The organism is Gordonia namibiensis NBRC 108229, assembly GCF_000298235.1.
GTDB classification, from domain to species: domain Bacteria; phylum Actinomycetota; class Actinomycetes; order Mycobacteriales; family Mycobacteriaceae; genus Gordonia; species Gordonia namibiensis.
Map to the genome: position 1 here is coordinate 370580 of NZ_BAHE01000002.1, position 12242 is coordinate 382821.

Genomic DNA, 12242 nt, shown 5'->3' on the forward strand with positions numbered 1-12242 from the left:
CCGCGGTCGGCGCGCGGTCAGCGGGCACGCGGATGTGCGACGGCATAGACCTCACGCATCGTGTTCACCGTCACGAGTGTGTAGACCTGCGTGGTGGTCACCGACGCATGCCCGAGAAGCTCCTGGACGACGCGGACGTCGGCGCCGCCGTCGAGCAGATGCGTCGCGAAGCTGTGCCGCAGGGTGTGCGGGGAGACGGCCTTGTCCAACCCGGCCCGTTCGGCGGCGGTGACCAGCACCTGCCACGCCGACTGCCGCGAGAGGCGTCCGCCCCGGGCGTTGAGGAACAGTGCCGGGGTCGCCCGTGACACCAACGCGGGACGACCGCGGACCAGGTAGGCGTCGATGGCGTCGATCGCCGGCCCGCCGAGCGGGACGAGACGTTCCTTGCCACCTTTGCCTCTCAGACGCACGGCCCGGGTGTCGAGGTCGAGGTCGTCGATGTCGAGTGAGGTTGCCTCGGTGATGCGGGCCCCGCAGCTGTAGAGGAACTCCAGCAGGGCACGGTCGCGGAGAGCGCGGGGATGATCTTCGGCGCCGGCAGCTTCGAGAATCGCCAGCACCTCCTCGACCGGCAGCGACTTGGGTAGACGCCGCGCCGGACGAGGCGGACGGACCGCATGCGCGACGTCGGTCGCGACGATCCCCTCCTCCACCGCGAATTTGTGGAAACGCCTGGTGGCGACCAGGGTTCGCGCGACCGAGCTGTCCGCGAGCGGAGTGTGCCCGGCGTCCGGGTCGCCGCGTCGCAGGTCGACGAGGAACTCGCGGACGTCCTCCTCGGTGACGGCGTCGATCGACTCGATGTCGCGCGATTCGAGGTACCGCCGGTACCGCTCGAGGTCCCGGCGATACGACGAGACGGTGTTGGCCGCCGCACCCCGCTCGACGGTGAGATGGTCGAGGAAGCGCGAGATGTCGGCGGCGATCGTCACAGGCGACCCACGACTGCCGAGCTCACGAGCGCCGGCGATCGCGCAGCGCGGTCGGTTCGTCGGTCCACGGCGCGTCGACGTCCCGCAGCGCGATTCCCGTCCGGTCCGCCGCCGAGGCGGCCAGGATGCCCGCGACGCTCGTGGCGTTCACGATCTCCCCGGACAGCACCATCGCGACCGCGTCGTCGAGGGACAGCCACTCAACCGTCATGTCGGCTTCTTCGTCGACGCGCTCCGCCTCGTCGAGGTGATGGAGGTCCTCGGCGAGGTACAGCCTCAGCGCCTCGTCGGAGAATCCCGGGGACGACGCCAGGTCGACCAGGACGTGCCAGGTGTCGGCGGCCAGGTCGGCCTCCTCGGCCAGTTCGCGCTGCGCCGCCGTCAGCGGCGCCTCACCGTCCTGGTCGAGCAGACCGGCGGGCAACTCCAGAAGGCGCCGACCGATCGGGTGGCGGTACTGCCGCACCATGGCGATGCGGCCGTTCTCGTCGCGGGCGAGGATCGCCACCGCACCGAAATGCTCGACGACCTCCCGCTCCGCGACGCGACCGCCGGGCATGGCGACCTCGTCGACGCGCAGCGTGATGATCGCCCCGTCGTAGACGGTGCGAGTGCTCTTGACGTCGAACTCGTGGCCGCCCAACCCGGTCAGCCCTCGGCGCCGGTCTGGTCGATTCCGGCAACCGGTTCGACGGTGACGTCGTTGACCGCCGCGACGGTGTCGGCCGGCGCGTCGTTCGACTCGTAGTCGTCACCGAGATCCACCGGGAGCCGTTCGGCCGCCTTGTATTTCAGTGCTGCTTCGATGAACGAGCGGAACAGCGGATGCGGGCGCGTCGGCCGGCTCTTGAGCTCCGGGTGCGCCTGGGTGGCGACGAAGAACGGGTGCACCGACTTCGGGTACTCGACGAATTCGACGAGGTGACCGTCGGGCGAGGTGCCCGAGAACACCAGACCTGAATCGGCGATCTTGTCGCGGTAGGCGTTGTTCACCTCGAAGCGGTGACGATGACGCTCGGACACCTCACGGGAGCCGTACGACTCGGCCACGACCGAACCCGCCTTCAGGACGGCGTCGTAGGCGCCGAGGCGCATCGTGCCGCCCAGGTCCGCCTCGCCGGCGACCGCGTCCGCCTGGTCGGCCATGGTCGAGATGACCGGATGCGGGGTGTCGGGATCGAATTCCGTCGAGCTGGCCTCGTCGAGACCCACCGAGCGGGCGGCCTCGATGACCACGCACTGCAGGCCCAGACACAGACCGAGCAGCGGGATGCCGCGGCGGCGGGCGTACGAGATGGCCCCGACCTTGCCCTCGATGCCGCGGATGCCGAAGCCGCCGGGGATCAGGATCGCGTCGACGTCGCCGAGGGCGGCCTGCGCCCCCGCCGGGGTGTCGCAGTCATCCGACGGCACCCACTTGATCTCGGTGCGCGCCTTCCAGGCGAAACCGCCGGCGCGGATGGCCTCGGTGACCGACAGGTAGGCGTCGGGCAGGTCGACGTACTTGCCGACCAGGGCGACGCGCACCGTCTCGCGCGGCTCGTGGACGCGGTGGAGCAGCTCGCCCCAGACCGTCCAGTCGACGTCGCGGAACGGCAGTCCGAGCTTGCGGACGACGTAGGCGTCGAGGTGCTCGTTGTGCAGCACCTTGGGGATGTCGTAGATCGACGGTGCGTCGGGGGTGGAGATCACGCCGTCGAGCTCGACGTCGCACATCAGCGCGATCTTCTTCTTGAGCCCCTCGGGCACGTCGCGGTCGCACCGCAGGATCAGCGCGTCGGGCTGGATACCGACGTTGCGCAGCGCGGCGACCGAATGCTGGGTCGGCTTGGTCTTCAGCTCGCCCGACGGCGCCAGGTACGGCACCAGCGAGACGTGGAGGAAGAAGACGTTGTCGCGGCCCACCTCGTGGCGCACCTGGCGCGCGGCCTCGATGAACGGCAGCGACTCGATGTCGCCGACCGTGCCACCGATCTCGGTGATGACGACGTCCGGGACCTCGCCGTCGGCGTCGGGCTCGCCCATCGCCAGCACGCGGGCCTTGAGTTCGTCGGTGATGTGCGGGATGACCTGCACGGTCTCACCGAGGTACTCGCCGCGTCGCTCCTTGGCGATGACCGTCGAATACACCTGTCCCGTGGTCACATTCGCCGACTGCGAGAGGTTGCGGTCCAGGAAGCGCTCGTAATGCCCGACATCGAGGTCGGTCTCGGCGCCGTCCTCGGTCACGAAGACTTCACCGTGCTGGAACGGATTCATCGTGCCGGGATCGACATTCAGATAGGGATCGAGCTTCTGCATCGTGACCCGCAGGCCCCGAGAGGTGAGAAGTTGACCCAGGCTCGAGGCCGTGAGGCCCTTACCCAGTGAAGAAGCGACGCCACCAGTGACGAAAATGTGCTTGGTGTCGTGAACGTGTCGCAAAGGTCGCAAAAGCGTGTCTCCCGTCGGCCGAATCGGAGCGGATGCCCTGATTACCTACGGGACTCCAGGGTAACACCACTGGGCCGCCACGCCGTACCGCCACACCCGGACGCGGCGTGGCGGTACTCACTCCGAGGACGTGATCGGCTCGATTCGTGGCGGTTTCGGCGGCGTCAGGCGGCCGGCTTGCCGTCGGCCCCGACGGTGACCGCAGTCGCCCCGGCGCCGGTCCCGTAGGACCCGGTCGCACCCTTGCCCTCGGCGGCGAGCGCCAGGACGGTGGTGATCAGGCCGGTCGGCTGGTCGACGTTGTCGACGGTGGACACGGCGTTGGCCAGCGACGGATCCGCACGGACCACCGCGATCGGCGAGCCGCCGTTCGCGGACCCGGTACGACCGACGAGCACACCTCCGACACCGCGCACGGATGCCGCGGCGGCCAGGCGTGCCACGAGCGCCCCCTGGGCGCCCGAATCGGGCCCGAACTCGTCACCCGTCACCACGACCATCAGATCGGCGGGCGTGACGGCGTTGTTGGCGTAGTCGATGAACCCGCCGTCACGCAGGGCGGCGAGCCCGGTCCGACGGTCAGCCGACGACGCGGGGCGGGTCGACTTTCCGGACAGAACCAGCGTTCCGAGCAGGTCACCCGCCCGGCTGCCCGAGTCGGTCAGCTCAGCACGCAGAATCGCTCCCGGCGGGATCGTCTGGTCGACGATGGTGCGCAGCTGCTCGGCGTTCTGGTCGCTGAGGAGAGACTCCGACAGCGCTATCTGACCGGCGAACCGCGCGCCGGCTCCCGAGATGTTCTCCTTCACGGCGTCGACGTCGGCCTCTGCCGCATTCGGCGCCGTCACCACGAGAACCGACTGGCCGCGCAAGGTGTTGGCGATGAGCCGCGGCCCGATCGCCAGATCGAAACTGTTGGCGGCGTTCAGTTTCGCGTTCAGGTCGTCGCGCTGCTCCTCGAGATCACCGATGCGGTCCCGGCTGGTGCCGGTCATCGAGTTCACGCGATCGCCGACGAACCCCGAGCCGAGGAACAGTCCGAGCGCCAATGCCAGGAATACCGCGACCAGTGAGATCGCATGTTGTCGTAGCGAAATCATCGCCTATCGGTTCCAGACCTCTCGTGCCCAGTCGAGCAGCGCATTCCACTGCGCGACGATCCAATCGGTGACGTCGGTGCCGGTGTTCGACAGCAGCAGCGCCGCGATCACCGCGACCAGTGCGGCCAGGACGACACAGGCGATCGCAGCACCGGAGACACGGCTGCGGTACAGCGTCGCAACGGCTTTCGCGTCGACGAGCTTCTGACCGACCTTGAGTCGGGTCAGGAACATCGACGGGTTGCTCTCACGGCGCGAACGGTCGAAGAAGTCGTCGAGCGTGCCGGGGTAGCCGACGGTGACGATCAAGTCGGCACCGTGGTAGTCGGTCAGCAACAGGGCGAGGTCTTCCGCAGAGCCGGCTGCGGGGAAGGTGGTCGCACCGATACCGAGATCCTGGATGCGTTCGAGTCCCGCGGCGTGTCCGTCGGTGTCGGCCGGAAGAACCAGCTGCGCACCGGATTTGAGCGTCGGGGTCTTGATGTTCTCCGGATCGCCGACGATGATCGCGGGCTTGTAACCGGCCTTCGTCAGGGTGTCCGCACCGGTACCGACGCCGACCATCACCGGCTGGTACTCCTTGATGAACGGCTTGAGCGCACGCAGATCTCCGGCACGGTCGGCGCCTTCGCCGACGATGATGACGTGCCGGCCGGCGAGGTCGACGTCGATGTCCGGCACGCCGACACCGTCGATCAACAGCGGGGACTCGCTGCGGATGAACTCGATCGTGTTGCCCGAGAAGGCTTCCAGGTGATCGACGAGGCCTGCCTTGGCGCCGATCATGATATCGGCGATGTCGCGCTCGTCGAGTTCGGTGCCCAGAGCCAGACGACGCTCCCCGACGAACAGACGGTCGTCGTGGACGCGCACCTTGGCGCCGTCCTTGACGCGCTTGAAGATCTCCGGGCCCACATCGTCGAGCAGCACGATGCCGGAGGCGACGAGCACCTCCGGACCGAGGTTCGGGTAGCGGCCGGTGATCGAGCGGGAGGCGTTGACCACCGCGACGACGTTGGCCTCGACGAGGGCGTCGGCGGTGACGCGGTCGAGGTCGACCTCGTCGAGGATGGCGATGTCACCCGGGCCGACCCGACTGAGCAGCCGCTTGGTGTTCTTGTCGATCCTGGCGATACCGGTCACGCCAGGCAGTTCTTCGGTGTTACGCGCGAGCAGTGCAGGCATCTTCATGCCCGCAATGATTGACCGAACACACGACGGAGCCCGGGAGGCGCGCCGTAACACGAGAAACTTTTGTCACACAAGCAACACGGGCACCAGCCCGTCCGAGGTCAGTGCGCGGCCCGTTCCGCCTCGGCGGTCGCGAGCAGTTCCTCGGCGTGGGCGCGTCCGGTGTCGGACTCCCCCAGGCCGGCGAGCATGCGTGCTAGTTCGGCGACACGCTCGTCGCGGTCGAGGGTCCGCACGCTGCTGGTGACCAGCGCGCCCTTCTTGGACTTGCCGATCACGAGGTGGTTGTCGGCGAATGCCGCGACCTGCGGCAGGTGCGTGACGACGATGACCTGATGGGCTCGGGCCAGCCTCGAAAGGCGCTTGCCGATCTCCACCGCCGCACGACCGCCGACACCGGCGTCGACCTCGTCGAACACCATGACCGAGCCGGAGGTCGGAGCGGCGAGGACAACCTCCAGCGCGAGCATCACGCGCGACAGCTCGCCGCCCGATGCCGACTTCGCGATCGGGAGCGGCGTGGCCCCGGGGTGCGCGACGAGTGCGAACTCCACCTTGTCGGCGCCGTCGGCCCCGGCGTGGGCGCGGGTCCCGTCGACCGTGATCGCGAGCCGATCCTCGGGCGAGGCCGGTTCGGGGCTGACGGAGACCGCCAGCGCCGAGTCGCCCATGGCGAGGCCCTTCAGCTCCTTGGACACCTTGTCCGCCATCGACGACGCCGCCTTGACGCGCAGCGTGTGCAGTTTGGCCGCGGCGACCTCGACCTTCTCCAGCGCCGTGGCAGCCGCGGATTCGAGTTCCTCGATCGACGCCCGCGGGTCCTCGATCTCGGCGAGCCGGGCCTGTGCCTTGTGCCGCCAGTCGATGACGCCGTCGACGTCGGGCGCGTACTTGCGCACCAGGGATTTCAGTTCGGCCTGGCGTGCCAGCAGTTTGTCGAGTTCGTCGGCGTCCGCCGGGAGGCTCGAGGTGAACGCGGTCAGTTCGGCACCGACGTCGGTGATGACGGTGAGCGCCTCGGAAACGCGGGGCACCAGTCCTCGCAGGGTGTCGTCGGCTGCGCCCTCGAGGAGCGTGCGCACTGAACCCAGTCCCTCGATGACCGACGATCCCGAGTCGCCGGCGACGATGTGGTGGGCCTGATCGGCGGCACCGCGGATCGACTCGAGGTCGGACAGGCGCCGGATCGTCGCGGTGAGCTCCTCGTCCTCGCCCGGGAGCGGGTCGACCGCGGTGATCTCGTCGATGCCGAAGCGGAGGCGGTCGGCTTCCTGGGCGAGCTCGCGGTAGTTGGCACGACGGGCATCGAGTTCGTCGAGGATGTCGACCCACGCTGTTCGTGCTTTCCGGTAGGCCTCGAGCGCGGACGCAGCCTTCGATCCGCCGAACGTGTCGAGAGCTGCACGTTGATGCTCCGGGCGCAACAGGCGCAGCTGATCGTTCTGACCGTGGATGGCCAGGACCGCGGTGGTGAGTTGACCCATCACGCCGACGGGCACCGAGCGGCCACCCAGGTGAGCGCGGGAGCGTCCGTCGGCGCTGACCGAGCGCACCGCGATCACGGTGTCGTCGTCGTCGAGTTCGGCTCCGGTGGAGTCGAGGATGTCGGCGACCACCGGATCCTTCTGCACCCCCTCGGCGTTCGCCAGCCGGAAGCGGCCTTCGACGATCGCCTTGGCACTACCGGTTCGGACGCGGGTCGCGTCGGCACGCGCACCCGACAGCAGATGCAGGCTGGTGACGATCATCGTCTTGCCCGCGCCGGTCTCGCCGGTCAGCACCGTGAAGCCCGGATGGAAACGCGCCTGCGCCTCCTCGATGACACCGAGTCCGGTGATCGACAGTTCTTCGAGCACCCCTATGCCTGCCTCCCTCGCCATCCCGTGACCGGGAGGGCGAACTTGGTGACGAGCCGGTCGGCGAAGGGATCGGAGTCGATCCGGATCCAGTTCACCGAACGATCGCTGCGTACGACCTCGACGCGGGCGCCGGCCGGCACGTCGAGTGCTCGACGGCCGTCGCACAGCGCCACCGCCGAGCGTCCGTTCTTGTCCACTTCCACCGCGATGCGCGACCGCGGGCTCGTCACCATGGGCCGCGCGAACAGCGCGTGTGCGTTGTTGGGCACCACGAGAATCGCCTCGAGGTCGGGCCACATCACCGGGCCGCCCGCCGAGAAGGCGTAGGCCGTCGACCCGGTCGGGGTCGCGACCAGCACGCCGTCGGCGCCGAATGCCGACACCGGTCGGCCGTCGACCTCGGTGACGAGTTCGAGCACACCGTTCTTGCTGGTGTTGAGGATCGCGACCTCGTTGAGCGCCCAACTGCTCGCCGTCGGCGGGTCGGGGTCGGCCGGGTCGACGATGTCGATCTCGAGCGTCATCCGCGGTTCGATGCGGTAGTCGCGGGCGATGAGCTGAGCCATCACCTCGTCGACCTTGTGCGCCTCCGACTCCGCCAGGAAACCGATGTGCCCGAGGTTGATGCCCAGGACGGGCACCCCCGCCGGACACGCCAGCTCGGCGGCACGGAGGAAGGTGCCGTCACCACCGAGGACGATGACGAGCTCACATCCCTCGGCCGATGCGGACTCGGCGGTGGTCACCTCGACGACAGCGCCCAGCGACCGGAGGTACTCGGGATCGACGGGCACGTTCCCGGGTCGCGACTGCCGATCGTCGCGGTTGCGGTAGATCACGTCGTGATCGGGGGCATCCCGGTCGAGGGTGTCGTGGTCGACGACGCGTAGCGCGACACCGGCGGCACCGCAGTGGCGGGCGATGGCCTCGATCGTCTCGAGGACGTTCTCACGTCCGGTGTGGGCGACCACCAAGAACTCGCGGGCACCGGCGGACTCGGCTACCGAATCGTCGGTCACTGGTGGTTCCCTCCAGAGAAGTGTGGTCGGACGTGTGTGGTCGAGCGAGAACGGGATGAGCGGGCGCCGGCCGGTAGGCCGATCAGCTCGGCCCCTCCGCGACCGCACGCTCGATCATCGAGCGGAGCTCGTCGGTCGAGGCCGACGGGTCGACCCTATCGCTCTCCCCCGACTCCTCGCCCGCCCGGCCACTGTGCTCCTTGCGCAGCCAGAGGAAGAACTCGACGTTGCCCGACGGGCCCGGCAGCGGACTGGCCACCACGCCGCGGGTCTCGAGCCCGAGAGCGGCCGCCTCTGTCGCCACGGCCAGCACGGCCTCGGCTCGCAGAGCGGGGTCGCGCACGACGCCGCCCGAGCCGACGCGCTCCTTTCCCACCTCGAACTGCGGCTTGACCATCGGCAGCAGATCGGCACCCGGCACCGCGCAGCGTGCGAACGCCGGTAGGACAAGTCCCAACGAGATGAACGACAGGTCGGCGACCACGACGTCGACCGGCCCGCCGATTGCCTCCGGTTCGAGGTGCCGGACGTTGGTGCGGTCGTGTACGTGTACGCGATCGTCGTTCTGCAGGCGCCAGATGAGTTGTCCGTATCCGACATCCACGGCGACGACCTCCCGGACGTCGCGCCGCAGCAGGACGTCGGTGAAGCCGCCGGTCGAGGCGCCGGCGTCGAGACACCGGCGACCCGCCAGGGTCAACCCTTGGGGTTCGAACGCCTCGAGAGCACCGAGCAGTTTGTGGGCGCCACGCGACGCCCAGTCGTCCTTCGGGGTCTCCACCACGACGATCGGGGTATCCCGGGTGACGCCGGTCGCGGCCTTCGCCGCCACCGTTCCGTTGACCTTCACGACGCCGGAATCGACGAGTTCGCGCGCCTGCTCGCGGGATCGGGCCAGCCCACGCCGGACGAGTTCCGCGTCGAGTCGTGCTCTGGTCGCCATCGTCAGTACCGCATCCGGAGTCGGATCATCGGCGGTCAACCGCGTCGAGCGCCGCGGTGAGCGCGTCGTGGGCCTGCTCGAGGAGGTTCGCCTGGCGCTCGAGCGCAGCCAGCGAGAAGGTGTCCCCGACGGACTCCCGGAGCTCGTCGACCTGCGCGAGAAGCTGCGCGACCGTGGCCTCGACGTCGGGCAGATCGAGCTCGGTGTCCGCTTCCGACGACGGGGCGTCGTGCAATGCTGCCATCGGGTCGTACTGGCGACGCGGCATGGCGCCCGGACCGGGTCGGGGCGCCAGGCTGTTCGGTGTCGGACCGCTGCTCAGGTCCGAACGACTGTTCTCGTCACTCGGATAAGTCATCGTGAACCACGCTAGCCGACGAGGGTGACACCCAGCGACGCCAGCTTCTCCCGCGCCGTGCCCTCGGCACGGATCCGCAGTTCCTCCGGATCGGCGGTGCCCGCGTCGATCGCGGCCCAGGTGGCAGCAGCGAGAGCAGGGACGAGACCGATCTCGTCACCCGAGCCGGAGACCGTCACGGTGGATGCGTCCACGGTCACGGTCCAGCCCGGCTGGTCGGCCACGCGGACCGCGTCGATGTCGTCGAACACGCCGGCCAGATCGTCGATGACGTAGGTGGGCCGCTGCTCCGGAGGTGCGGCCAGCAGGTCGGTGACCGTGCTGACACCCGTGAGGACCAGTGCACTCTCGATCCCGACGGCGTGTGCGCCCTCGATGTCGGTGTCGAGACGGTCCCCGACGACGAGCGGCGAATTCGCCGCCGCACGGGCGATGGCGTCTGCCATCAGCGGGGCGGCGGGCTTGCCCGCGACGAGCGGCTCCTTGCCGGTGGCGTTGCGCAATGCGGCGACCATCGAGCCGTTGCCGACGAGCAGACCGCGTTCAGACGGCAGAGTGGCGTCGACGTTCGTCGCCACCCACAGTGCGCCGGCGCGGATCGCTAGAGCGGCCTCCGAGAGCTGCGCCCAGCCGGTCTCGGTCGAATGGCCCTGGATGACCGCTGCGGGACGGTCGTCGGCGCTCCGCGTGACACCGATGCCGACCTCGCGGACCTCCTGCGCCAGACCGTCGGTGCCGATGACCAGCGCCCGCGACCCGGGAGGCAGATGCTCGGACAGCAACCGCGCCCCCGACTGCGCAGAGGTGACGACGAGGTCGTCGGTCGCGTCGAAGCCGAGGTCACGTAGGTGTGCCGCGACATCGGCGGGCCGACGACTCGCGTTGTTGGTCACGAAGAAACGGGGGATGTCGAGCCGGTCGAGGGTGTCGACCGCGTTCGGCAGCGCTTGATGGCCCGCGAAGACGGTCCCGTCGAGATCCAGCAGCAGCGCGTCGTACCGGTCGACGAGTGCCTGCGACCCGGTGCTGCCTTCGGCGACGTAGCTCGACGTCGCCGACAGGTCGGCGGTCCCTTCCAGGTTGTCGATCGTGTCGGTGTCGGCGGGCTCCGGTGAAGCAACCGACTCGGGAGCGACCGGCTCGGGTGCGGTAACGGGCTCGGGCGTTACCGGCTCGGGCGCAGAGACCGGCTCAGGCGCAGCGACCGGCTCAGGCGTCACCAGCTCAGGTTCGGGTTCGGCAACCGGTTCTGGTGCAGCCACCGGCTCCGGGGTCACGATCGATTCTGTCGACGTGGGCTTGGCAGTGACGGGCTCCGGCGTCGCCTGCTCGGCTGTCGGCGGAACCTCGGACACCGCGCTGTCGGAGAGAACATCCACACCGTCGACGCCGGGCTCGGCGTCTCCGACGGGTGCGTCGTCATTCGCGAGCTCGGTGAGGCGGAACTCGGCGTCGGTGACGTCGTCGATGTCCGCGGCTGCCGCATTCATGAACCAGGTGATGGCATCGTCGCGACGACCCGATGCGTACAGCGCCGACGCGTAGGCGTAGTAGAGGCGTGCAGGCGCGGTTCCCACCTGGCCCGGCTTGAGGTTCTCGGCCTGCAGGGTGACGACCGCCTTCTCCGGCTCACCGAGGTCGATCCGTGCGCCGGCTTCGACGATCCGCATCTCGGTGGCGTCCTCACCGGTGAGGGTACGGCCCTCGTCGCCACGTGCGATCTCGACAGCACGTTCCGGACGCCCGAGCCCGCGCTCACAGTCGGCGATCAGGGGCAGCAGAGCGTTGTTGCCGGTGATGCGTCGGGCAGCACGCAGCTCGGTGGCGGACTCCTGCCACTCGCCCGCGTTGTACGCGGCGATACCAGTGGTCTCGCGGACCACGCCCACCCGTGACGCGCGGCCTCGTGCGGCTCGGGCATGTTCGAGGGCGAGAGCCGGCTCTTCGAGCAGCAGCCGCGAAACCATCACCAGGTGTTTGGCGACGATCTCGGCATTCGCCTTGTCGAGGGTCAGGAGATCGCGACGGACTTCCGGATCGAGATCCGACGCATTGACATCATCGGGCAGCGGTGGGCCCTGCTGCCGGCGGCCACCGTCGCCGCGCTCGCGACCCGGACGGTCCGGGCGACGGCCCCGACTCGAATCACCACGGTTGGAGTCGCCCTGGCTGCGGGTACCCCGCTGACCTCGGGGGCCACCTTGGCCCCGCGACTCCCGCTGATCTCGCATATCACGTTCACCACGTCCGTCACGACGCGGACGATCACGATCACTCATAGCTGCCAATCTATGCCCTTGAACCTTGATGGGAAGCATCGCCGGCCACGTCGATACGACGTGCGCGAACGAGAAAAGCCCCGTATTCGACGAAAGAAATCATCGAATACGGGGCCCTTCTGAAA

10 protein-coding genes are annotated in these 12242 nt (G+C 68.9%); all 10 read right to left on the reverse strand.

All coding sequences use genetic code 11. The annotated features are described in order from the left end of the window. Positions 1–17: 17 nt before the first annotated feature. Entirely contained in the window at positions 18–935 is a 918-nt protein-coding gene (gene xerD, locus GONAM_RS01930; protein WP_006865090.1) for a site-specific tyrosine recombinase XerD, read from the reverse strand. Between the two features lie 22 nt (positions 936–957). Next, a complete protein-coding gene (locus GONAM_RS01935) occupies positions 958–1578 on the reverse strand; it encodes an NUDIX domain-containing protein (RefSeq protein WP_006865091.1) in 621 nt (206 codons plus the stop codon). A 5-nt stretch (positions 1579–1583) separates the two neighbouring features. After that, a complete protein-coding gene (gene pyrG, locus GONAM_RS01940; protein ID WP_083876356.1) occupies positions 1584–3368 on the reverse strand; it encodes a CTP synthase in 1785 nt (594 codons plus the stop codon). A gap of 164 nt (positions 3369–3532) precedes the next feature. Further along, positions 3533–4468, reverse strand: coding sequence for a copper transporter (locus GONAM_RS01945; RefSeq protein ID WP_006865093.1), 936 nt, complete (start codon positions 4466–4468; stop codon positions 3533–3535). 3 nt (positions 4469–4471) lie between these two features. Beyond that, complete coding sequence (gene steA / locus GONAM_RS01950; RefSeq protein ID WP_006865094.1) at positions 4472–5659, reverse strand: putative cytokinetic ring protein SteA; 1188 nt, start codon at positions 5657–5659, stop codon at positions 4472–4474. Between the two features lie 101 nt (positions 5660–5760). Beyond that, positions 5761–7515, reverse strand: coding sequence for a DNA repair protein RecN (gene recN, locus GONAM_RS01955; RefSeq protein WP_006865095.1), 1755 nt, complete (start codon positions 7513–7515; stop codon positions 5761–5763). 2 nt (positions 7516–7517) lie between these two features. Continuing rightward, positions 7518–8537 (reverse strand): NAD kinase, encoded by a 1020-nt coding sequence (locus GONAM_RS01960; protein WP_006865096.1) that lies wholly within the window; start codon positions 8535–8537, stop codon positions 7518–7520. An 82-nt stretch (positions 8538–8619) separates the two neighbouring features. After that, positions 8620–9480, reverse strand: coding sequence for a TlyA family RNA methyltransferase (locus GONAM_RS01965; protein WP_006865097.1), 861 nt, complete (start codon positions 9478–9480; stop codon positions 8620–8622). Between the two features lie 25 nt (positions 9481–9505). After that, positions 9506–9838, reverse strand: a complete 333-nt coding sequence (locus GONAM_RS01970) for a hypothetical protein (protein WP_006865098.1) — start codon at positions 9836–9838, stop codon at positions 9506–9508. A gap of 11 nt (positions 9839–9849) precedes the next feature. Then, positions 9850–12117 (reverse strand): HAD-IIA family hydrolase, encoded by a 2268-nt coding sequence (locus GONAM_RS01975; RefSeq protein WP_245548549.1) that lies wholly within the window; start codon positions 12115–12117, stop codon positions 9850–9852. Positions 12118–12242: the final 125 nt, after the last annotated feature.